Origin of the sequence: Mangrovimonas sp. DI 80, from assembly GCF_001975575.1 — a bacterium.
Lineage (GTDB): Bacteria > Bacteroidota > Bacteroidia > Flavobacteriales > Flavobacteriaceae > Mangrovimonas_A > Mangrovimonas_A xylaniphaga.
On sequence record NZ_MSDT01000002.1, the window covers coordinates 20,955 to 46,342 of the forward strand.

Below are 25,388 nucleotides of genomic sequence, written 5' to 3' on the forward strand. Positions count from 1 at the left end.
ATTATAAAAGACAGAAGAACAAAGAAAAAGGAATCAAGAAAACCTAAAATATCTTGGTTCTTTTCTCTTAACTCTAAAATCTAACAGATAAATGGAATCAGTACAAGCCATTAAACAACGATTCGGAATCATTGGTAACGACCCAAAACTTAATCGTGCCATTGAAAAAGCCATACAGGTTGCCCCTACGGACATTTCGGTATTGGTTACGGGTGAGAGTGGTGTTGGAAAAGAGAGTATTCCGAAAATTATCCATCAACTTTCACACAGAAAGCATGGAAAATATATTGCTGTTAACTGTGGTGCCATCCCAGAAGGGACCATTGACAGTGAATTGTTTGGGCACGAAAAAGGCGCCTTTACTGGAGCTACCCAAACCCGAAGTGGATATTTTGAAGTAGCCGATGGCGGAACCATATTTCTTGATGAAGTTGGAGAACTGCCTTTGACAACTCAGGTCCGTTTATTGCGTGTTTTGGAAAATGGTGAATTCATTAAGGTAGGATCAAGTAAGGTCCAAAAAACCAACGTGCGTATTGTGGCGGCGACCAATGTAAACATGTTCGAGGCTATCAAAAAGGAGAAATTCCGAGAGGACCTTTATTATCGTTTAAGTACGGTTGAAATTAACATTCCACCTCTTCGTGAGCGAAAGGAAGATATCCATTTGTTATTTAGAAAATTTGCCAGCGATTTTGCACTGAAATACAAAATGCCTACCGTAAAACTTACGGACGATGCTATTGATTTGTTGCAGAAATACAGATGGAATGGTAATATTCGTCAATTGCGAAACGTTGCAGAGCAAGCTTCGGTATTGGAACACAACAGAACCTTAAATGCTCAAGCTTTACAACATTATTTGCCAAGCGGCGGAAGCAATCTTCCTGCGGTGATCAGTACTACCAAATCCGAAAGTGACTTTAGTAGCGAAAGGGAAATTCTCTACAAGGTACTTTTTGACATGAAAAGCGACTTGAACGATTTGAAGAAATTGACCATGGAGCTTATGAAAAATGGTAATGTCAAGGACATTCAGAAAGATCACGAAGGTTTGATTTCGAAAATCTACGGCAATGCTGGGGCAGATGAAAGTGACATAAGTGACATTGAAGATTTAGAAGTATTGTCTATTCCGGAGAAAACCCATGAACCAATCGATATTCCCGAACCTCCAATAGACAAATACCATTTTGCAGAAGAAATTGACGAGGAAGAAACACTGTCATTACAGGATAAGGAATTGGAATTAATAAAAAAATCACTTGAACGTCACCAAGGAAAACGTAAATTGGCTGCTGCCGAACTAGGTATTAGTGAACGTACCCTTTATCGCAAAATAAAACAATACGACCTATAATGAGATTTTTAACCTACTTCATTTTATGTGCCCTTTCATTGGTAATGGCATCCTGTAAAGTTTCCTATGGATTTACAGGAGCTTCAATTCCTGCTGGCACACAAACATTTCAGGTAAATTATTTCCAAAACAATGCGCCCTTGGTAGAACCAGGGCTAGATAGAGACTTTACGCTCGCCCTTCAAGATTTAATTTTGAATCAAACCAGTTTGGACTTGGTAAACTCTGGAGGAGATTTGGTATACGAAGGAGAAATTACAGAATACCGTATTTCTCCAACTACAGCCACTTCCGACAATAAAGCAGCTCAAAACAGACTTACCATTGGCGTGAATGTGCGTTTTTATGACAGAAACAACCCAGAAGGCGATCTTGAACAACGCTTTTCTTTCTTCTATGATTACCCCGCCGCGGCGCAACTTATAGGAAGCACAAGAGACACCGCCTTTGAAGAAATTTTTGAAAGGTTGACACAAGACATTTTTAATGCTACATTAGCTAAATGGTAATTTAATTCAACCTATGCAATTGCAGGATATTACATATCTACTTCAACACCCTCAGGAATTTACTTCGGAGCAATTGAGTGACATCACGGCTGTGATTAAGGAATATCCTTATTTTCAGGCGGCACGTGCATTGCATTTAAAAGGATTGAAACACACCGAAAGCTTTAGGTACAATCCAGAATTGAAAACCACTGCAGCCTACACCACAGACCGCAGTATCCTTTTTGATTATATCACTTCAGAAGCTTTCAACCAAAATGAGATTTCATTTCAAATAAAACAGAATTCAGAGCACATCAAGCAATTAGATGTGAATGAAGAAAGTGATATTTCCGTAAATAAAAGTGTTCTTATTGATGATGCTCTAAAACAGCACATCAAAGACTCCGAAAGGGTTTTGGACCCATTTTTGTTTGAAGAAAAAATTACCAAAGAGGAGGAAATCGAAGAACCTGAAATTGCTACCGAGGAAATCGAGGAACTGCCAATTATTGCTGTAGACACTGAAAACATTGAGCAAAGCCCGGAAGAGCAACTTCAGATTGGGAAACCTTTGGATTTCGAAAAAAACGAAACCCACTCCTTTTCCGAATGGCTTAAAATAACCAGTTTTAAACCCATTGAAAGGCAACCAAATATTGCTCCAGAAAAAGTAGCAGTTCCAGATGTTCCAAAAGAGCCAGAGCCCAAACCAAAGGCAAGGCCAATGGACAACAAATTGGACCTAATTGATAAATTCCTGAGCAGCAACCCTAAAATTGTACCTTCCAAGGAAGTTGCACCAAGCCCCAAACTCAACCTTAACAAGGATGACAACCAAAATGACGGCTTAATGACAGAAACTTTGGCCAGAATTTATCTAGAACAAAAAAATTATGACAAGGCGATTCAATCTTATAAAATTTTAAGTTTGAAATATCCAGAAAAAAGTGGTTTCTTTGCAGACCAAATTAAAGCAGTTAAAAAATTACAAGAAAATAATACTAAAGAATAAGAATCATGTTTACAGTTTTTTTAATACTTATTGTGCTTATCGCATTTTTATTGATCGTAGTGATTATGGTACAAAATCCTAAAGGAGGCGGGTTATCTTCTTCTTTCGGAGGTGGAGGCACCCAACAATTGGGAGGTGTTAAAAAAACTACCGACTTCCTAGACAAGAGTACTTGGGGATTGGCTACCGTGTTATTGGCACTTATCTTGTTATCTAACGTTGCTATTGGCGGTGGAAATGGAGCTGCAGAGTCTAAAGCTTTGGACGATTCTACTGTTGAGCAACCAGTTCAAGAAACTCCTGCTGCAACAACGCCAGCTACTCAAGAAAGTAATCCTGTAAGCAACGATTCAACAAACTAATTGAATTTATAAGTTCATTAAAAATGCCAACCCCTTCGGTTGGCATTTTTTGTTACTGAAAGTTTGTCAGTCACTTTGAATTGGCACATTTTTGGCTTCATCCAATTTCGAAAAACAAGTTTAATTAATCATAAAAATATAATACCAATGGGATTAAACATTAAACCATTAGCAGACAGAGTTCTTATTGAGCCTGTAGAAGCAGAAACTAAAACAGCTTCAGGAATCATTATCCCTGACACTGCAAAGGAAAAACCCCAAAAAGGAAAAGTTATTGCTGTAGGTAACGGAACCAAAGACGAACCTACGACTGTACAAGTTGGAGAGATGGTATTGTACGGAAAATATGCCGGTACTGAGCTAAAATTGGAAGGTAAAGATTATTTGATCATGAGAGAAAGCGACATTCTTGCAATTGTCTAATTCCCTTTCAAAATACCAACAACGCTCTCAATGAGTTTAACGTTTAAAAATATTTCAATTTAAATTTTAAAAGAATTTATTATGGCAAAAGATATAAAATTCGATATAGAAGCACGTGACGGTTTAAAACGTGGTGTGGATGCATTGGCAAATGCAGTAAAAGTAACTTTAGGGCCTAAAGGTCGTAATGTAATCATCAGCCGTTCTTTTGGTGCGCCTCAAGTAACCAAAGACGGTGTAAGTGTAGCCAAAGAAGTAGAGCTTGAAAATGAACTTGAAAACATGGGGGCTCAAATGGTAAAAGAAGTTGCTTCCAAAACCAACGATTTGGCTGGTGACGGTACTACTACTGCAACCGTTTTGGCACAAGCTATCGTAAAAGAAGGTTTGAAAAACGTTGCTGCCGGTGCTAATCCAATGGATTTAAAGCGTGGTATCGACAAAGCTGTTGAAGCTATTACTGCCGAATTACAAAACCAATCTCAAGAAGTAGGAAACTCTTCTGAAAAAATTAAACAAGTTGCTGCCATTTCTGCCAACAACGATGACACTATTGGTGATTTAATTGCTCAAGCGTTTTCTAAAGTTGGAAAAGAAGGTGTGATTACTGTTGAAGAAGCTAAAGGAACCGACACCTATGTAGACGTTGTAGAAGGTATGCAGTTTGACAGAGGTTACCTATCTCCTTACTTCGTAACTGATGCCGATAAAATGATTGCCGATTTAGACAATCCATACATTTTATTGTTTGACAAAAAGATTTCTAACTTACAGGAAATTCTTCCAATTTTGGAACCAGTTGCACAATCTGGCCGTCCTTTATTAATTATTGCTGAAGATGTAGAAGGTCAAGCTTTGGCTACTTTGGTAGTTAACAAACTTCGTGGTGGTTTAAAGATTGCTGCTGTTAAAGCTCCTGGATTTGGTGACCGTCGTAAAGCTATGCTAGAAGATATCGCAATCCTTACTGGTGGTGTAGTAATTTCAGAAGAAAGAGGGTTCTCTCTTGAAAACGCAGACTTGAGCATGTTGGGAACTGCAGAAACTGTAACAATCGATAAAGACAATACAACGATTGTTAATGGTTCTGGAAGTGCTGATGACATTAAAGCAAGAGTAAACCAAATCAAAGCTCAAATTGAAACAACTACTTCAGACTACGACAAAGAAAAACTACAAGAGCGTTTGGCCAAATTGGCAGGAGGTGTAGCGGTACTTTACGTTGGTGCTGCAAGTGAAGTTGAAATGAAAGAGAAAAAAGACCGTGTGGACGATGCTTTACACGCTACAAGAGCCGCTGTTGAAGAAGGTATCGTAGCAGGTGGTGGTGTTGCTCTTGTAAGAGCCAAAGCTGTTTTGGATAGCATTACTACCGAAAACTTAGATGAAGTTACAGGTATCCAAATCGTAGCACGTGCTATTGAAGCTCCTTTACGTACTATCGTTGAAAACGCAGGTGGAGAAGGAAGCGTAGTAGTTGCCAAAGTAAAAGAAGGAGAAAAAGATTTTGGTTACGACGCGAAATCTGAAACTTATGTAAACATGCTTGAGGCAGGTATCATAGATCCTAAGAAAGTAACCCGTATTGCCCTTGAAAATGCGGCTTCTGTATCTGGAATGATCTTGACTACAGAGTGTGCTTTAATTGATATTAAAGAAGATGCACCTGCCATGCCTCCAATGGGAGGTGGCGGAATGCCAGGTATGATGTAATATCAACCTTCATTAATCATAAAAAAACCGAAGCTTAATGGCTTCGGTTTTTTTTATATTATAGCTCCCCAATCTATAATCGAAACTAAATTCAATTAAAAATTAGCCGATTTCCTAAGTTTGTATTTTTTGAAGTCCTATCACTTTTATTGATTACAAATTTTCGTTTCCCCGATGAGAGCAATGGTATTTCGTTGACGTATTCAAATGTAATCTCTGCACTCGGCCCTAAATGATTTAGGAATTCTTCCTTGATGTCATTCTCAGAATTGAAGGCCTCTTCTACATTTAGTTTAAACACATAATTTTTATCCCCCTCCTGAATGAACTGATATTGTTTTACATGAGGGTATTTTAAAATATTATAGACAAAATAGGACGAAATAAAATTGCCACTAGCATCAAAAATCATGTCCATTTTTCGACCTTCTATCTGCTTAAAAACCGGATACTCACAACCATAACCTTCCTCATACCCCATCATACCGATGTCACCAGTGTCGTACCTAATCATAGGCATACAGCGATTGAAGTAGTCTGTAATAACGATTCTACCTAACTCCCCAATTTCGGCTGGCTCATTACTATCAAATTTCAACAGCTCCACATAATAACTAGCCCAATTGATATGGAATCCTAATCCATCTCCCAATAATTGCTGAGCAATGATTCCATTTTCAACATTGGAATATCTTGAAATCACTTTCACACCATAATAATCCTCGATGACTTCTTTAGTTTTGTCATTTAATTTTTCTCCAATTGCGATAATAAATTTAACTCCAGGATCCTTGCGTAATCTCCTACCAGATTTCAAAATATAGTCTCTTAATTCATTTAGGGCTGAGGCGTATGACACAATCCCCTTTCTTAGGTTATCTTTTTCTATTTCATCCAAAAGTTCCTGGATATCTCTTTCAGCTAATTTAGAAACGGGATGCATATAGATATGGTTTTTCCAGGCTTCAAAAGGCGTTTTGCTATTGTATTGATCCCAATGCCTGATATAAAAAAGTTTATCTCCAACATTAAACCCTAAAAGTTTTGCAAAATAAATAACATCTGCAGAATTTCTTTGTTTCTTTTCAAGGTTGTGGTACACTTTGAAAGGCGTCCCCGTAGACCCACTTGTATAAGCCGAATAATTGGTTTTATCTAAATACAATGACGATTTAAAATCGTCATAATTGGCTACTATGATATTTTTGTTAATAACGGGATAGTCTGATAGTTCTAAAGCCCCCTTGTAGGAAGCATAAAAGGGTGTAGTACTTGAAGCATGCTTCAAAATAGCTTTTAAATTTACACGCTGCGTTTCTTTCGAACTTTGGCACCCTAAATCATCCAGAACATCTTTAACCTCTAGATAATTATTTTTGATATTGTTACCTTTAAAAAAGTCTACCCCCCAAAAAACTTTTTGCCTTAATACCCCTAACATGCTTAAAATTTTATAATTAATGATTTATCCATAGTTCGATTTCCAATTATTATTCCTTTACAATTTTTCTTCTCTTCAACAATTTCGAATTCTGAAGAATCTCCATAATATACACGCCACCTTTCAAATAATTCAAATCATCAATCAAATATGAGGTCGTACTTTCAAAATGCTTCTTGAAAACAAGATGCCCTGAAATGTCATAAATGATAACCTCATCAATTTTCTGGTCATTTGTTCCGTCTATCTTAAGATCTAAATAACTATTAAATGGGCTTGGGGATACTGTTACCTTAAACTCCGAGGATAATTCTGTTGGGCTATAGGCATGTTTATCTAAAATTGCAGAATCATAATCAAACGGATTTGGATTGTTGATTCGAGAGGCCAACATTGTAGTGTTATCCAATCTAGAAGCTGCATTTCCTGCATCTATAGAAGCTAAAAAAGAACTTCCTAATTCGGCGGTAAACCCTGGCAACAAATTTATCTGGTTTACTGAAATTACCCGACAATTGGCATTTGAAGGGACCAAAAAATTATCTCCAACATCTATTACAAATTGATAATAGAAATTCTCCAAATCATGGTGGGTATTGGACACAGTATAATTAGACAGATCTGCCAATTGGTTTTCAGCATAAAACACTCCTAGTGCTTTACTATCTACAATGTCATCTGGATCTACCAAAGGCAATACTTCGCCATTAAAAACATAGGTACCATCATAGCGAATCATAGAAGTTATAATAAATGAAGACCCTCCAGGATTGGCCGTTTCCCAATCATCCCATAATTTATCAATAAAAGTATGATGCAAATAAAATATAGGGTCTCTAGGAGACAAAGGGGTAGGCATGGCGCCTCCAACCCATCTATGGGCTCCAGCATGTACGCGCCCTCTTTCCAAAGCATCCGAATACAACAAAAAATCCTGCATTGCTTGTACCATAGAGACATCCTGAGGGGTAGGCAATAAATTTATATCATTATTCACATAATTACGGTTCAAAACCCAGGCGGCATTAAATTGCCCCATAAAATCTTGATTCCATACAGGTGAAGATGTTGACTGGTCTTCAGATGAGTCCCACCAAGGAATGCTAATATCTGGATTTAACGCTTGCATTGCTTGCTCCATTTCAAACATTTGCATTCTATGCCATGCAAAGAAAATTTGCCGTTCAGGCTCATCAGGAAGATTAAAATGAATATCTAATTGCGTGGGATCGGCAGAATTATCAAAATTGAAAAAATCAGAATGAAACTGCGCTAAATCCGCTACCAAATCAGGCCCATTACGAAGTTCGTAAAAAGCATTGACCAATTCGTTTCTTTCGTAATCTGTCATCTCCTGATAATTTTTACGTATACTTTGAGCACAAAAGGATTGTACCACCGCACACATTAAAATTACATATATTTTTAATGACTTTTCCATTAACCAATTAATTTTTAAAACTTTCCACCTTTTCCTCCAATTGTTGAATCCGAGCTTCCTGTTGCAAAATATACAAAGTCAACTCTTCTATCTTCTCCAATAAAACAGCGTTCATTTCCCCCAAACCAATTCCCCGTTCCAAAACTTCGCTTCTACTAGGCACATTAATTAAATGCCCTTTTTCCTCAATATGATTTTTAACCTCTAATAAAGATGGTAACTTGTATGTGCTATCAAAAACATAATCTGGCCATGAAGCCTGTAAGGCCACCCTAACTTCTTCTGCAATCATATTGCCGGCAACAGCAAGCCTGTAACCTTGTGTATTGGTGGTTCCAATTCCAATATTTCTTGCCGCAAACAAATCCCTTCCTATCCAATCTACGGTGTCCAGATTAGCATTTAAAGAGGTATAATTTATACTATTGACACTCGTAGTTACCAAAAGTTCCGAACTAGCTGCGGAAGAATTCCCAGCGGCATCCAAAGCGACTACCGTAAAACCATAATCCGTTTCAGCCGTAAGGCCTCCTATGGAAAAACTCAATGCTCCACTACTAAAACCAATACTCTGCCCATCTTGAAATACTTCATAATTAACCACCCCTACGTTATCAGAGGATGCTGTCCACCCTAAAACCAAACTGTTAGCTGTAATATTGTTGGCAAAAAGCTCTGAAGGAGCCGTTGGAGCTATTGAGTCAGATGAGGACAAGGTTGTTACCAAAAGCTCTGTGCTTACAGAGGAAGCATTGCCTGCTGCATCAAAGGCCACGACCGTAAATCCGTATTGGGTATTTGCCGTAAGATTTCCCACCGAAAAACTTAAGGCTCCTCCACTAAAACCAATACTCTGCCCATCTTGAAATACTTCATAATTAACAACACCAACATTGTCCGTTGAGGCCGACCAACCAAGATCCAAACCTGACGCCGTTATATTGCTAGAATTAAGGTTGGTGGGAGCCGTTGGAGCTGTTGAGTCAGATGAGAACAAGGTTGTTACCAAAAGCTCTGTGCTTGCAGAGGAAGCATTGCCTGCTGCATCAAGGGCCACAACCATAAATCCGTATTGGGTATTTGCCGTAAGGTTTCCCACCGAAAAACTTAAGGCTCCACCACTAAAACCAATACTCTGCCCATCTTGAAATACTTCATAATTAACAACACCAACATTGTCCGTTGAGGCCGACCAACCAAGATCCAAACCTGACGCCGTTATATTACTAGAATTAAGGTTGGTGGGAGCCGTTGGAGCTGTTGAGTCAGATGAGGACAAGGTTGTTACCAAAAGTTCTGTGCTCTCAGAGGAAGCATTGCCTGCTGCATCAAGGGCCACGACCGTAAATCCGTATTGGGTATTTGCCGTAAGGCTTCCCACCGAAAAACTTAAGGCTCCTCCGCTCAACCCGATACTCTGCCCATCCTGAAACACTTCATAGTCCACAACACCAATATTGTCTGTTGCAGCTGTCCAACCAAGATCCAAACCTGTCGCCGTGACATTACTAGAATTAAGGTTGGTAGGACTTGATGGCGATTCGGAATCGAGCAAAAGAATACTTACATTATCAACAAATACTTCATGTCCTACCTGCCATCCTGAAATTGGTGCTGTATATACACGTATAAGAGGAGAAGTGTTGGTAGCTGTCAAAGTCCAATTATATTCAGTCCATGTAGTCCCTGTGATAACAGTCGTAGAAAACCCCTGAAAACCAGTCCAATTTGCAAAAGCTGGTGAAAAACTAAAATCACCTTGTCTTGCCCAAATACTTATTTGGTACTGTTGTCCAACCACGGCATTAAAGGTATAACTCATGTCTCTGGCACTTAAGCCTGTAGCTACTACTCTAAGACAAAAATTTCCAGAAAAAGGATTATCCGTTGATGAAGTAATATTAGCATTACTATTCCACCCGGTGGTAGCATCTGCTTCATTTAAAATCGAAGCAGCATTTGCATCATCATGTAGGTTTTGACTAAAAGCAGACCATACAGACAAGTACAACAAAAAAACACAAAAATTTTTCATAGCCTAGATTAATTAAAAAAGATGATACGTCCCGTTGAAGAAAAATATGCTATTAATCTTCTACTCTTCGGTGCTATTAATCTGTGCTTAAGAAGTCTGTATAGTATCAATAGGAGATACTCTTAAAGATATCAATATTGCGAGGAAAAAAAAAAATTATACCTCCTATTCCATAAAAAAACGACAAAATACAATTTAACACTACTAATATTACAACTAATTGATTTAAAGCCTTTTATGTGTTAAAAATTAATTAAGAAACCCCTTAATTTAAATGTAAATACCTTTCAAAAAAGGTATAAAAAAAGGTATAAAAATACTCTAAACACCCATTCTTTTTAGTTTGTGCTACTTTTTGCAAACAAAAAACCCGCTTCAACCTATATTGAAGCGGGTTTTAAATGTATTCATTACGGTCAACTGATGAACCTTAGTTCATCACTTCATATGTACCATCTGCTGTAATGCTTTTCCAAGTATCGGACCTAAAAGGGGATGCTGGAAATCCTTCTTCATTATACAAATTGCAATCGCCGGCATCATCTGCCCATCCATACCTAATGGCAACAGGATTTGTTACATTATCACAATAAACAATCACCTTATTATCCTTGATAAAAGCTTTGGCATAATAAAACTTTTGATCTTGTCCTGCCACTTCAAAACCTTTCACATAGCCATATCGGTCTGGAGTCATCAAACCACTGCCGGTATGCTCAAAAGTTACGGTAACCTGATTACCCTCTACTTGCATTGATTTATAAATAGGACTTTCACAAACGATATTCTTACCATATACATTACGTAAAGCTATCGCTGATAATCGTTTACCAACATCCTGTTTATTTGTTGGGTGAATATCCTTGGCGTTACCAATATCTGTTGTCACACACATCGCTGTATTTGGAACAGTTTGAGCCGTGTAAGACTGAGCTTCCCTTAACTCGGCCCAACGACTTCCGCTATTGCTGTTTCCATTAAACTCGTTAAAGCTCGATAATTGCACAAAATAAAAAGGAAACTCACCTTGCCCCCAATGCTGTCTCCAATCGTTGATCATTAAAGGAAAACTGGTTTTGTACTGTTCAGCTCTATGAACATTTGCCTCCCCTTGATACCAAATAACACCTTGGAAACTATAAGGCATCAACGGATTCAACATCGCGTTGTACAATAATGAAGGGTAGTTATTAGGTGAAAATTCATAACGCACATCAATAACGTTGAACTTCCATCCTCCTGCCAAAGCAATATCGGTATCACCAACTGTAACTTTCAAATCTGCAGGGTCTCCATAAATTCCACCACCACCAACATAATCGGTAACTTTTACAGCTACTACATTGGTTCCTTCCTTTAGCACACCTTTGTCAACGCTGTACTTTCTGCTTACGTCATATTGGCTGTTACTCCCCACTTCTACTCCATTTACATAGGTAACATCAACATCATCAACTTTTGCCAAATTCAAAATAAAAGGTTTACCAGCCAAATGAGCTGGTACTTCAAAGGTTTTTCTAAACCAAACAATCCCATCCATATTAGGCAATTGCTGGTTTTCCCATGCATCTGGAAGCATCATTGTTGGCCAAGTACTGTCGTTAAACTCTAGAGTAGTCACTTTGCCCAACTCTTCTTCATTTAATATTTTGCCTTGGATACTTTCAATTTTCTTAGCTATAACTGCCTTTTGTTCTTTAATGACACCTTCCAAATCTAGATCGGGTAGATTGGAAATATATTTACCAAATTCATCAATTTTGGACAAACCTTCCTTGCTCGTCCATGTTTCCACACAGGTTCCTCCCCAAGTGGTATTGATCAATCCAATTGGAACATTCAATTCCTTATACAGCTTTTTAGCAAAGAAGAAGCCCACGGCCGTAAAATCCCCAACATTATCACGATTGGAAACCGTCCAATTTCCTTGTTTTAAATGTGACTTTGGTTGGGCACTCATATCCTGGGCCACCAAAAATTGTCTGATTTGAGGATAGTCGGCGTCATTCATTTCCTGTTCGGCATAGGTAACACCACTCACAGCAAATTCCATATTAGACTGCCCGCTGCAAATCCATACTTCTCCAACCAAAATATTTTTAATTTGAATGGTATTCTTACCCTTAATAGTCATGGTGAATGGCCCTCCAGCTTTTTCCGATTTCAATTCCAAAGACCATTTTCCATCCTTGTCCGCTTTGGTTTTAACTTTTTGTCCGTTAAAGGATACTTCTATTTTTTCGTTGGCATCGGCCCATCCCCAAACAGGAATAGGCTTGTTGCGTTGCAAGACCATGTCATCTGCAAACAGTAAAGGCATTTCTACCTTGGCATAGCCAAAAATGCTCAACAACAAAATAAAAGGCAATACAAACTTTTTCATGTTCCTTCGTTATTTTTTAGTTTCAATTTTAATTACAAATGCTTTGTCATCGATTGTTTGACTTGGTGTGGTCAACTTCAGTCCTTCGGTGTCTAGTGAAAAAGGAATATCTTGGTCCGATCCTAAAATGCTGATTTTTTCAATAGAAAGTCCATCTTCACCTAACACCTTTGACGTTACAGACGATAAGGTAATTGGCGTATCATTACCTGGCCAACCCAATACAATGGCATAGATAGTATTTCCTCTTTTGGTGTATCTCACATCCTGAGCTGTATAGGTTAATTTATCCAAAAACATTCCTGATTTCTCCTGCTTGGTTGGCCCTTCTCCAAATACTTTCCAAGTTGAAGACCCATAAATAGCTTCTCCGTTGGTGTTCAGCCAATCCCCAATGGTCAATAAAATTTGTTGTTGGTTTTCAGGAATGATGCCGTTTTCCATAGGTGAAACGTTGAGCATCATCGCTCCATTTTTACTCACAATATCGGCTAACAGATCAATGATCTCATCTGCAGTTTTCAAACCTAAATCATGGGTATAGCTCCAACTTCCTACAGACACAGTTTCATCGGTTAACCAATAATCTTCCGTAATCTTGTTCATGCGCCCTTTTTCAAAGTCTTCTACACTCACCGATTTTGGTAATTCTCCTTCTTTATGGGTAATGACCACTTCTTGGTTACGAGCTAACGATTGATTGATATAATAGGCGGCAAATTCTTCTTTGTAGGTATCAGGAATTTTATCAAGCTTCCCGTCAAAATAAATTAGATCTGGATGGTAGTTGTCAATCACTTCTTTTAATTCTGCCAACCAATTGCTGTAAAACACCTCTTTTTCAATGTTTCCATATAGAATGCTTAACTCAGGATCATTAGAGGCTGTTGGCATTTTGGGATTGTATGGAAAGTACGAAGTGTCATCCAACCATTTTGTAGAATCCTGCTGAAAAATCTGAAGGTTTCTGGCCTTGTGGAATGAGGTAACAAACTTCATCCCCTTTCCGTGGATAGCTTTACCTAATTCCCCCACAATATCGCGATGTGGACCTTTATCCATGGAATTCCACGGATTAGTTTCACTATCCCAATTGGACCAACCATCGTGGTGTTCGGCTACGATTCCTGCGAATTTAGCCCCCGACTTTTGGAACAAGTCTGCCCAAGCTTCGGCATCAAACTGTTCAGCCTTGAACATGGGTACGAAATCATGATACCCAAATTCTGATGGTTCTCCAAAGGTTTCCACGTGATGTTTGTTTTCAACGCTGCCTTCAACGTGCATCAACCTCGGATACCAATCGTTGGCAAATGCCGGCACCGATAATACGCCCCAATGGGCATAGATTCCAAACTTCGCCTCACGGAACCATTCCGGAGCTTCTTGGTAGGCTGCCAAGGAATCCCAGTTAGCAGCATAATGAGGTGTTGAAACTTCCTCTTTTTGAGGTTCCTTTTTACTGTTGTTACATGCTGTAAACACAAAGATAAGCACCAAAAGGCTGATGCTTATCTTTATTAATTTAATCCTATTCATCACTTTCTTTTAGTTGTTGCAATTTGTAACGGCATCAATGATATCTGGGAAGTATTCTTCTCCTGTATTCCTGTTGAATAATCCCATTTGGTGGTTATCAGGATAACCGTTATCCCAAACCACTGGTACCAATCCGTGATTTAACGCAGCTTCAGTAGTTTTTTGGTAGTAATAGGATCTGTAAGTTTCGGCTCCTTCCACTTCCCCTCTGTAACTTGCGCCATATTCACCTAAAATTACACCTATACCTTGATCAACATAATTGGTTTGCATTTTAGTAAATTGGGTTTCCAACCAATCTTCATCTCCCCAACCTGCAGTGGCCAAAGGATCTGTGGCAATCGCTCCCCATTGCCAGGCGTTATCGCTATTTACATCTAATGTAAACTGATAAGGGTCGTAATAGTGTACTTCCATCAACATTCTATTTGCAACGGTATCTTCTGGAATTACCGCAAAATTAACAGTATGGTCTATGTTGGTATTGAAGCCTTGAACCGTTAAATAACGGTAAGCATTTCTTCCTCCTGTGGCACGAACTGTAGAAATAAAGGTTTGGTTAAAACTGTTTTGAACCGTATAATATTCTTCCGTTGGCGTTCCATAGTCACCCTCTACCATTACTTCATTAGATCCCGCAAATACCAGGTGATAATCGTAGTCTCTATAATAAATGGCAATTTGCTGCCACATTTTAGCCAATCTGTCATTTACATAATCTTGATCCTCATAGGTAGGTTGCATCCAACCACCATCCCAGTGAAGATTCACGATTGCAAACATATCATTATCCAACACATAGTTAATCACTTCCTCTACACGAGTTAAGCCTTCATTGCTAATGGTATAATTATCATCTCCCTCTTGGATATAATTACTCCAAGCCACCGGAATTCTAATAGTATTGAATCCTGCTGCTTTAACTGCATTGATTAAATCTTGATTGATTAATGGATTTCCCCAAGCGGTTTCACCGCCCACAGCTTCCAAAGAATTACCAACATTCCATCCCAAGCCCATAACATCAGTTAACTGAACAGAAGTATACTCACTCATCTGACTTGAATCTGGAGCAATTGATAAAATTGAACCTGCCTGAGTCACTTGAATTTCTTGACTAGACTCCGAAGTATACACCTTGATAACAGCTGTACGATCTGTTTCCACATCGCTTACTGCTGCTTGAACTGTAACACTTCCATTACCCAAACTAGAAGAATTGGAAAGAGTCAACCAATCTGCCTCAGTATTTACTCCCCAAGTAATGTTTGGAGAAGTTGACACATTAAAAGTTGCTTCTCCTCCACTTGAAGGAAAACTCAGCTCATCAGTGCTCAAAGTAAAATTAACACTTCCTCCACTATCTTCATCGCTATCACTATTGCAGGAAGTAAAGCCTACCAGCATTATAATTAATGCCATAGCCTTAAAAATGCTATTAATTGTTTTCATAGTTAGAATCTTGAATATTAGTTAACTGTTATTGTTTGTTCTGCAACTATATTTCTTGAGGAGTTCCCCACTCGAATTTGGTAATTCCCTTTTTCAACTTCCCATGACTTAGTAGCCACATTATAGAATGCCAACTCTTTTATAGGAATTTGAACGGTTACGGTTTGCGAAGCCCCTGCCTTAACATCTACTTTGGCAAAACCTTTCAATTCTTGCGCCGCACGCTCAACTTTAGATTCTGGTTTAGAAACATACACCTGAATTACTTCTTTCCCTTCAACAGCTCCTGTGTTTTTCACGGAAACCTCTACAGAAATGGTTTCATTTTCTGTGTAAGCCTCGGCATTCGTTTTAACACCGGAAATTGAAAAATCTGTGTACGACAATCCATATCCAAACGGATATAGAGGCGCTACATTTTTAGTGTCGAACCAACGGTAACCCACCAAAATACCTTCCTCATATTTCACAACATCATCACCAGGGAAGCTGTTAGTAGAATGCGCAGGAGAATCTTTTAAAGCCACTGGCATGGTCCAAGGTAATTTACCCGAAGGGTTGATGTTGCCCAATAACACATCGGCAAGTGCATTTCCACCTTCTGAACCATTGAACCAACTCCACACCAAAGCTTTGGTACTTTCACTCACATTTTTAATGTCGAAAGGCGCTCCGGCAATCATCACCACAACGGTGTTAGGATTTACCTCCATTACTTTTTTGATCAATTCTTCCTGACCAAATGGCAAGTTCAAGTTTCTACGGTCTGAAGCTTCTGTTTCGTAATCTCTGTTTGACCCTGCAAAAATGATGGCCATATCAGAGTTTTTAGCAGCTGTTAAGGCTTCTTCCAACTTCGCTGGATCCAATTCATCCACCGTGATTGGGCCTTTTAAGGTTACTTCCTGCTTTTGATCGTTCTCATTTTTAGAATAACGCTCCAAATACCCTTCCGCATAGTTGATTTCAATACCTTCTGGCAATCTGTTTTTCAAACCTTCCAAAGGTGTAACCTCACGCTTGGTTTTTACACCGGCTCCAAATCCACCCAAGGCATTTTTCTTGGTAGCGTTGTTTCCAATAACCGCAATGCTCTTCAAACCTTCGGTTTTAATTGGCAACATATTGGCGTCGTTTTTAAGAAGTACTACAGACTCCGACGCAATCTTGTAAGCATCTTCAAAATGCGCTTCGGTGTTGATACTTCCGGTAGCACGTCCCTTATCGTCGATACTCTTAAGTGTGTACATTACCTGCATGATTCTACGAACGGATTTGTCTACCTGAGCTTCGGCAACTTTTCCTGATTTTGCTGCTTCAATTAAGGCATCTGCAAAGTAAAATTCATTGAATGGTTTTGGTGTTCCCATTTCAATATCGGTTCCATTTTCCAAAGCTTTTTTGGTATCGTGAACAGCTGCCCAATCTGAAATTACAATTCCTTCAAATCCCCATTCATCACGAAGGACTTTGTTCAACATATAGTCATTTTCACATAGGTAATCGCCTCTAAATTTATTGTAGGCTCCCATAAAACTATAGGCATGGGCTTCTTCCACCGCCGCTTTAAAAGCCGGCAAGTAAATTTCACGAAGTGTACGCTCATCAATTTGAACGTCTACAAAATCACGGTTGGTTTCTTGGTTGTTGGCTGCATAGTGTTTTACACAAGCCGCCACATCATTTTCCTGAAGCCCAACGATAAAGGGAACCGTCATTTTTTTGTTCAAAAATGGATCCTCGGTGAAATATTCGTAAGTTCTTCCTCCAAGCGGTGTACGGATAATGTTAATGGCTGGCGACAATAACACATCCTTATCTCTTGCGATGGCCTCTTCCCCAACACTGTTTCCGAATACATAGCTCAACTCAGGGTTCCAAGTTGCTGCTACCCCACCACCCGCTGGGTAGTACGTCGCGAAGTCATTGTCCCATCCTGCAGCTGACCAGTTGTCTTTTGAGATTTCTTCTCGAACTCCCAACGGCCCATCGGCCATGGTCAATTCTGGAACTCCCAAACGCTCCACGGCAGCAGTTGCAAACATGGTGCTTCCGTGTAACATGCCTACTTTTTCTTCCAAAGTCATTTGTCCCATCAACGAATCGATTTTAGCATCGAATTCGTGGGTTACCGGTTTCCCTTTATAGGTGGTCTCCACTTTGGCACTCTCGGCCACTACTGGCTCGGATGTCTTTTCTTCCTTACATGACATTGCCAGCAAAGACGCTGCAACTACAGAGGTATATATTAATTTGTGTTTCATTTGTAATATCTATTATTCTATTTGAACTGACGGTGTCTCTAAATTATCTGCAACTTATTTTAAGTTGATGGTCTGTGCTTGTCCGTTGTACTCTATAGTTTGTCCTTCCGCATCATAAATAAATGCCTTTGGATTGTCTTTGTTAACAGGTACAATCACGAATGTTCTGTTTTTAAGCATCCCATCAAACGCTCCTTGACGTTCACCAATGGTCAAAGTCCCTTCGACCTCGTTGTATTGGAATGGAATGTGTGCATACTTTCCTTGTTCGTAGTTGTAGTTCACTCCTTCGTCTTCATATAAATTGAAGCTTCCGTCTTTTCCTTGGTATACATACAACACGATTGTTTCGGCTGGTTTTTGATCTGTATACTGAATTTCCGGACCTACAGGAATGATAGAACCTTCAGGAATGAACAACGGAATACGACCATAAGGTGCGTCTACTGTTTTCGACTGTCCTCCGTTGATGAATGCTCCTGTGTAAAAATCATACCAACCAGAAGTACTTGGGAAATACACCTCACGACTGCGTGCACCATATTCGTAAACAGGGTTCACCATTAACGATGGTCCAAACATGAACTGATCGCTGATGTTTTCTACTTGCTTATCCGCAGCAAAATCCATTACCAATGGACGCATGATGGTATAATCGTCGAAATAAGTTTTCCCTGCCAAGGTGTAGATATAAGGCATCAAGCGGTAACGCAAATTGGTGTAGTACAAAATTGACTCGTAAGCTGGGTGCCCTTCCGGTGCAATGTGCCAAGCTTCACGGAATGGATACTGACCATGTGCTCTGTACAATGGTGCAAAAGCACCAAATTGATACCAACGCGCATTCAACTCTCTCCACTCTTTATAATCTTCAGTCTCTTGTCCAGACTTGTTATAATCCAATTGAGCCGCTACATAACGATCCTCAACACAGAATCCACCTATATCCATGGTCCAATAAGGAATTCCACTTACCGCGAAATTAAGTCCCGCAGAAATCTGTGCTTTCATATCTTCCCAACGGGTGGCGATATCCCCACTCCAAGTAGCTGTTGAATAACGTTGTAATCCAGCAAAACCAGATCTTGTCAACAAGAACACACGCTTATTCGGTTCAACATCTCGTTGTCCGTTGTAAATAGCTTCGGCATTCATCAAGGCATAAGTATTAAAGTATTCTGTTGAAGGTCCCAAAGCTGTTGGCCCTTGCAACGCCTTGCGGTATTCCATATCGGTACAATCCAAAACGTTTGGCTCACTGGCATCCATCCACCAAGCATCGATGTTCAATGGATAGTAATGCTCATAAATTTGGTTCCAGAACAGTTTTCTTGCATCTGCAGAATATGCATCGTAGAAGGATCCAATATATCCAGGACCTACCCAATCGCGAATGCTATCCTTGATAGCCTGTCTGTACATCCATCCTTTTTGATCGAATTCCTTGAAGTGTTCTGTATTTTGATAGAACTTAGGCCAAACAGAAATCATCATTTTTCCGTTCATAGCATGAATAGAATCCAACATTCCCTTTGGATCTGGGAAACGGGCTTTGTCAAACTCATGGCTTCCCCATTGGTCTTCTTCCCAGTGGTTCCAGTCCAATACAATATTATCGATAGGAATTTGGCGTGCTCTAAACTCTCTCAAAGTGCTCAAAATCTCATCCTGAGTTTTGTAGCGTTCACGGCTTTGCCAGTATCCCATGGCCCATTTTGGCATCACCTGGGATTTTCCTGTAAGGGTGCGGTAACCTTTAATAATCTCGTCCATTGAGTTTCCGTGAACAAAGTAATAATCCATTTTTTTGTTCATTTCACTCCACCACACTTGGTTTCCTTTTTCAACTTCCGGTTGTGGGGTTCTAACTCTTAAACCACAGTAAGAACTTCCTCCGTTTGGTTGCCATTCTATACGCAATGGCACACGTTTACCAGCTTCCATATTGAAGGTAAACTTATAGCTGTTAGGGTTCCAAGCGGTTCTCCAACGCTCAGGTACCAAAAGCTCATTATTCAAGAATACTTTAATGTATCCTGCGTAGTACAAGATAAAGTTGAACTCACCACTTTCAGCAGCTTCAATGTCCCCTTCATACAATACTTCAGCATTTTTTAATGGGAAGTTGGCCGGTAAATTTTTAATGCTCTTAACGTCTTCAAAGAAAATTGAAGGTTCATCCCTTACAATAGTTTGACCTCCATTATCGGCAGTTTTGTATGTTCCGGTTAACGCATTTTCCTTGCCTTCTTTATTATAAAGTTTAAACACTTCGTTCAATTGCAGATACGGACGGCTGTCACCAAAACGGCTCAAGGCATAACTGTCCCAAAGCAATCCATAGTTTTTGTTAGACACAATAAATGGCACAGAAACCTTAGTGTTATATTGAAATAACTCTTCGCTTTTATCTTTGTAATTGTATTCATCGGATTGGTGCTGTCCTAAACCATAGAACGCCTCATCTGCTGGCGAATCGAAGATTTGACGAACGCTGTAACCTTTGGTTCCTTCGACCTCAATAGGCTCAAAGGTTTTTCCGCCTCCAGCTTGTTCAGACAGAACTACCTTCCCGTTTTTATCTTTAAATGTAATTCCTCCATCAATGCTAGACACCAACACATTTAAGGCTTTTGTGGAAAGCGTAATGGAATCGCCCGTTTGCGCAACGTCAAACGGAACCGTCTTAATATTTGGAAGAATAATTAAACTAGAATCTTTTGGAAATTCCTGATCGGGAGTTGCCGACACATGAATCAATTCATCCCCTAAAACTTGCAGTCGCAGTTTATGTACATCGGTGTTGTTGGCCTGCTTTAAATTAACAACAATACCATCATTAGTTTTCTGATACAGTTGTTCCTCCTTAGCACAAGAGGCAAAAAGCAAACCCGTTAATAAACCCAGGTATATTTTGTTTCTTTTCATTGTGATTGTGTTTTCTTCCTTTAATTTATGATTTGAAATACATTTAAATTCTACTTGGTTGTCACCGTAATTGTCGCTTCTTGCAAGCCATCCGAAGTCACTTTCAGTGTGGCAATTCCGGCCTTATCTGTAGATCTTACTACTACCAAACATTTTCCGTTTAGAGCTTTGTGAGTCTTCCCTTTGAACGATTCATGATTGGTTGGGTCTCCATTGCCTACTGCAAAGATTTCCCCGTTTCCTTCTATTGAAAAATTCAATTGATTTTGCGCTGTTGCCACAAAATTCCCATCGGCATCTACCACATCAACAGTGATAAATGACAGGTCTTTGCCATCTGCGGAAATGGTTTGTCTATCGGCAGTCAATTTAACCGTTGCTGCTTCCTCTGCTGTTTTTAATTCTTTTTCCAAAACTACCTGACCATCTTTTCTGGAAACAGCTTTCACTGTTCCTACTTCAAAAGGAATTCGCCACATCACGTGCAAATCGTCTCCCTCCTTTTTCTTAATGCCCTGTGATGTTCCGTTGACGAATAATTCCACTTCATCGGCATTGTTGTAATAAGCCCAAACATCTACGGTTTCCCCTTCAGTCCAATTCCAATGAGGGAAAATGTGAAGCACATCCTTATCGGTCCATTCACTTTGGTACATGTAATACACATCTTTTGGAAAACCAGCCAAATCCACAATTCCGAAGTAAGAACTTCTGGACGGCCACACATACGGTGTTGGCTCACCTATATAATCGAAACCTGTCCAGATGTACATTCCAGAAAGGAAATCGTATTTTTTAATGATCTTCCAAGTCTCCTCATGGGTAGAGCCCCAAGGGGTGCTTACCTGGTCATAAGCAGACACGGTGTTTCCAGGATTTCCTCCATCGAAAGGCAAATCCCAACGCACCGGCCAACGCTTTAAAGTATCCGATTTTTTATCGTAATACCCTCTGGTTTGTAATCCCGAAGTTGTCTCCGTTGCAATGAACGGTGTCTCCGGAAAATTCTGTTGGTGAAAAGGAAATGTATTATGTGCGTAGTTGTAACCTATCAAGTCCAATACACCTGAAGCCGCTACAGGATTTAAACTCGCTTTTTCTACATCAAATTGTGTCGTTACATCGGCATTTGGCATGTTTACAGGTGGATTCATCGCCACGGTAATGGGTCTTGTAGTATCCAATTTTCTAACGATGGCTTTTAATTCCTTAGCCGTTATAACACCTTGCTCATTCCACTGCTCCTGAATTTCGTTCCCTACACTCCACATAAAAATACTCGGGTGGTTACGGTCACGAATAATAAAGTCTTCCAAATCCTTTTGATGCCATTCTTTCCAGTAATTGGCATAATCGTGAGGCGATTTTGTGTTGTTCCACATGTCGAACATTTCGTCCATCACAATGAAGCCCATGGTATCACAAAGTTCTAACAGTTCTGGTGTTGGAGGGTTATGGGCAGTTCTAATGCCGTTCACCCCCATGTCTTTCATGATCTGCAATTGGCGCTCTAAAGCGCGTGTATTTACCGCAGAACCCAAAGGTCCTAAATCGTGGTGGTTGCAAACCCCTTTAATTTTTACTTGTTCGCCATTCAGCAAAAATCCTTTGTCTAAATCAAACTCAAAAGTTCGGATACCAAAAGGTGTTGTATACTCATCTACGGTTTGCCCTGCAACCTGAACTTCGGTTTTAGCTGTGTACATTTCAGGATGTTCCACAGACCATAATTGTGGTTGTTCTACCGTGATATTTTGAGTAATCGTTTTACTGTCATTTGCATTGATACTGGCTAAAACAGTAGCAGTCCCCACTTGTATATTGCCTTTATAAATGCTTGTGATAACTGTGGCGTCTTGTGCTTCGGCATCCTCATTTTTAAGATTGATTTCCAAAACGATTTCAGCCCGCTCTGTTGACACGTTAGGAGTCGTGATAAAGGTTCCCCAAGTATCTACATGCAATTTGTCAATAGTCTTCAACCAAACATTTCGGTAGATTCCAGATCCGGAATACCAACGCGAGTTAGGTTGTTTGGAATTATCAACTTTCACTAAAATTTCGTTCTCCCGACCATTGTATTTTAAGTAAGGTGTAAGGTCGTACTCGAACCCAATATACCCGTTGGGACGATTTCCTACATGATGACCATTAATCCATACGTCGCTGTCCATATACACACCGTCGAAATGGATAATCGTTATTTTGTTGGCATCTTCAACTGTAAATGTTTTCTTGTACCAACCTAAACCTCCTGGTAAATACCCGCCTCCTAAATCGGCAGGATGGTCTTTTTTGAACTCGCCTTCAATGCTCCAATCGTGCGGTACATTAAGAGTACGCCAATTGGTGTGTTCCGAAATAGAATCGGAAGCTTGAGCGGCTAAATAAAATTGCCAATTATTGCTAAAATTCACTTCTCTTGCGGAGGTTTCACCAGAAACTTTTGGCGATTGACAAGAAGCGCAGACAACCAAAATTGTTAAAAATACACTTATCGATTTAAGCGAAAAAAAATTGAACATTGCTCTAATTGGATTTTGTTTGTGTTACTATTTATAAATAGGTAAGAAGCAGTAAAACACACTGCTTCTTACCATAATTTTAATTCAATATGACAATTGCAATTGTCATGATATTTCAGTTTTTATCGGCTAAAACCGATGGTGATAGATTAGTAAATTACAATACTGTCTATAGTTGCACTTACCGCTTCAAGATCTGCAACATCAGTTGCTAATCCTGCAATATCAACTACAAACACAATACAGCCTTCAACAGCTGCACCTGGTACATAAGAAACGGTATACGTTCCATCTCCATTAACAGTCACAGCGTTACCACTACCATTTGGTGACCAATCTGGATCTGCGTAATAAATAGATGCATCATATGAACCAACAGCACCTTCATTTAATGTGATACCACTTAAAGTAAAGGTTACTTCTACAGAATTATTAAAGAACATATCATCTGCATTCAATCCCGGATCAAGGTTAGTATCACCATAAATATTGTGGATTTCTAAACGTAAGTTTCCATTGGTTTCTATATCTCCATAAACCAATTTGGAAGTATCATAAGCTACCTCAGTACCTTCTTCCTCTCCACCACCGCTAGAACCACCTGCATTTGGTTCTAAATGGAACGCCGTATATTGTGAAGGGTTGTTCACATCATCAACAGCTCCTAGCCACATATCAGACACATTTCCATTCTCGTCAGTATCTATACGCAAAATACGTAGTTCATTATTGGCATCTGGACCAAAACTTGCCCAGTTGATCAATGTAAATGTTGGTACCGGTACTGAGAATGAGTAAATCCCTGAACTATTAATTGAATAGGTTCCTTCGGTGGTTGTTCCATCAGGAGACACAAACACTACAGAATTATCTGCAGAATCCATAGTCATAGAGAAATCTCCATACACTGCTGGATCTGGTGTTCCTAACCAATCAGGATAATCTTCTGGCGATTGCCATCCGTTCATCATTGTGCCACTTAAGGTAGCCCAATCTAGTGGATTGCTTTCAGACAGTTTCCACTCGATAGCCGTAGTAGTAATTTCAGAAATAATATCTTCCCATCCACCTGGCAAGGTTGGCTCTTCTGGTCCAGTTTCTTCTGGTACCCAGTTATCACTATACTCTTGAGAAATGAAGTTATATACAATCATGGCTGGTCCTTCTGATGAACACGATCCGATAGCCTCACGAATTACACCTAACTGCATAGCGTCATCAGTAATTGAGAAAATGGTAAGGTTACCCCAGTTTGAAGAACACGTATCATACCCAACATTGTGGATCATTTGAGCATTAGACATTAACAACTTATAGTTATTTAAGTCTAGATTGTAAGTCCCGTTTTGAACTCCCAAATCAGGTAAGGTCAAGTGATCAACGGTTACATATGGCCCTCCTTGAAGATTAAACTCCATATATCCATAATCGGCAGCATCCATAATCCAAGTGTTACTTGCCCAATCTGGAGCCCATGACCAACAATCGTCTCCATAACAACCTTCATCACCACCTTCTAACCAACCATTATCGGTTCCGTAGAAATACATAGGCCCTGTAAAATACTTGGATACACCATCGGCATTCAAGTCTAAATACCATTTTTTAGAATTTCCTTGTCCACCAGACAACATATTCCAAATAGGGTGGTTTATGTAGTTGAAGTTATCCTCAGACACTGTGATAGTTATTGGTTCAGCATCCACCAGACCACCTGCAGTCACTGCAGAAAAATTAATGGTGTACTCCCCTGCAAAGGCATAATGCACTGTATCTATAGCTCTGTTGGATTGCCCTGTCTCGTAATCCCAAACAGGCACCGTTTCAGGAGTGTTATTAATTAAAATAACCGTATTTCCTCCTGGGTCGATAGAATAATCTTGAATTACCGAGAAGTCAAGTTCTGAAGGATCCAATTTTCTTCCTAAATCATAGTCTTCACTACAAGTAAAGAAGGTCATTAAGATCCCAATTAACATAAAGATTTTAATAGTACTTTTCATAATTTTCTATTAATTA

General features: G+C 39.5%; 16 protein-coding genes. 6 read left to right on the forward strand and 10 right to left on the reverse strand.

Annotation, left to right across the window (positions count from 1 at the left end):
- Window positions 1-91 precede the first annotated feature (91 nt).
- From BKM32_RS00785 to groL, 6 genes are all read left to right on the forward strand, one after another.
- Window positions 92-1,360, forward strand: a complete 1,269-nt coding sequence (locus BKM32_RS00785) for a sigma-54-dependent Fis family transcriptional regulator (RefSeq protein WP_076662138.1) — start codon at window positions 92-94, stop codon at window positions 1,358-1,360.
- Window positions 1,360-1,869, forward strand: coding sequence for an LptE family protein (locus tag BKM32_RS00790; protein WP_076662139.1), 510 nt, complete (start codon window positions 1,360-1,362; stop codon window positions 1,867-1,869). The genes BKM32_RS00785 and BKM32_RS00790 overlap by 1 nt, the downstream gene beginning before the upstream one ends.
- A gap of 13 nt (window positions 1,870-1,882) precedes the next feature.
- Entirely contained in the window at window positions 1,883-2,863 is a 981-nt protein-coding gene (locus tag BKM32_RS00795; protein ID WP_076662140.1) for a hypothetical protein, read from the forward strand.
- A gap of 5 nt (window positions 2,864-2,868) precedes the next feature.
- On the forward strand, window positions 2,869-3,225 hold the full coding sequence (gene secG, locus BKM32_RS00800; RefSeq protein WP_076662141.1) for a preprotein translocase subunit SecG: 357 nt from the start codon (window positions 2,869-2,871) through the stop codon (window positions 3,223-3,225).
- A 147-nt stretch (window positions 3,226-3,372) separates the two neighbouring features.
- A complete protein-coding gene (groES, locus tag BKM32_RS00805) occupies window positions 3,373-3,648 on the forward strand; it encodes a co-chaperone GroES (RefSeq protein WP_076663003.1) in 276 nt (91 codons plus the stop codon).
- An 81-nt stretch (window positions 3,649-3,729) separates the two neighbouring features.
- Entirely contained in the window at window positions 3,730-5,361 is a 1,632-nt protein-coding gene (gene groL / locus BKM32_RS00810; RefSeq protein ID WP_053975932.1) for a chaperonin GroEL, read from the forward strand.
- 91 nt (window positions 5,362-5,452) lie between these two features.
- On the opposite strand, the gene BKM32_RS00815 is transcribed toward groL, so the two are convergent.
- The 10 genes from BKM32_RS00815 to BKM32_RS00860 form a co-directional block, all read right to left on the reverse strand.
- Window positions 5,453-6,802: a phenylacetate--CoA ligase family protein gene (locus BKM32_RS00815; RefSeq protein WP_076662142.1), complete on the reverse strand. Its 1,350-nt coding sequence runs from the start codon at window positions 6,800-6,802 to the stop codon at window positions 5,453-5,455.
- 49 nt (window positions 6,803-6,851) lie between these two features.
- Window positions 6,852-8,243 carry a tyrosinase family protein gene (locus tag BKM32_RS00820; RefSeq protein ID WP_083702053.1) on the reverse strand — a complete coding sequence of 464 codons (1,392 nt, stop codon included), beginning with the start codon at window positions 8,241-8,243 and terminating at the stop codon, window positions 6,852-6,854.
- A gap of 7 nt (window positions 8,244-8,250) precedes the next feature.
- Window positions 8,251-10,278 carry a fibronectin type III domain-containing protein gene (locus BKM32_RS00825; RefSeq protein WP_076662144.1) on the reverse strand — a complete coding sequence of 676 codons (2,028 nt, stop codon included), beginning with the start codon at window positions 10,276-10,278 and terminating at the stop codon, window positions 8,251-8,253.
- A 430-nt stretch (window positions 10,279-10,708) separates the two neighbouring features.
- On the reverse strand, window positions 10,709-12,661 hold the full coding sequence (locus BKM32_RS00830) for a sialate O-acetylesterase (RefSeq protein WP_076662145.1): 1,953 nt from the start codon (window positions 12,659-12,661) through the stop codon (window positions 10,709-10,711).
- A gap of 9 nt (window positions 12,662-12,670) precedes the next feature.
- Window positions 12,671-14,200: an alpha-L-fucosidase gene (locus tag BKM32_RS00835; protein WP_083702054.1), complete on the reverse strand. Its 1,530-nt coding sequence runs from the start codon at window positions 14,198-14,200 to the stop codon at window positions 12,671-12,673.
- 9 nt (window positions 14,201-14,209) lie between these two features.
- Window positions 14,210-15,652 carry a cellulase family glycosylhydrolase gene (locus tag BKM32_RS00840; RefSeq protein ID WP_076662146.1) on the reverse strand — a complete coding sequence of 481 codons (1,443 nt, stop codon included), beginning with the start codon at window positions 15,650-15,652 and terminating at the stop codon, window positions 14,210-14,212.
- A 17-nt stretch (window positions 15,653-15,669) separates the two neighbouring features.
- Window positions 15,670-17,916: a glycoside hydrolase family 3 C-terminal domain-containing protein gene (locus tag BKM32_RS00845; RefSeq protein ID WP_076662147.1), complete on the reverse strand. Its 2,247-nt coding sequence runs from the start codon at window positions 17,914-17,916 to the stop codon at window positions 15,670-15,672.
- A 54-nt stretch (window positions 17,917-17,970) separates the two neighbouring features.
- Complete coding sequence (locus BKM32_RS00850) at window positions 17,971-20,844, reverse strand: TIM-barrel domain-containing protein (RefSeq protein WP_123812039.1); 2,874 nt, start codon at window positions 20,842-20,844, stop codon at window positions 17,971-17,973.
- A 50-nt stretch (window positions 20,845-20,894) separates the two neighbouring features.
- Entirely contained in the window at window positions 20,895-23,369 is a 2,475-nt protein-coding gene (gene galB / locus BKM32_RS00855; RefSeq protein ID WP_076662149.1) for a beta-galactosidase GalB, read from the reverse strand.
- 149 nt (window positions 23,370-23,518) lie between these two features.
- Window positions 23,519-25,372, reverse strand: coding sequence for a hypothetical protein (locus BKM32_RS00860; protein ID WP_123812040.1), 1,854 nt, complete (start codon window positions 25,370-25,372; stop codon window positions 23,519-23,521).
- Window positions 25,373-25,388: the final 16 nt, after the last annotated feature.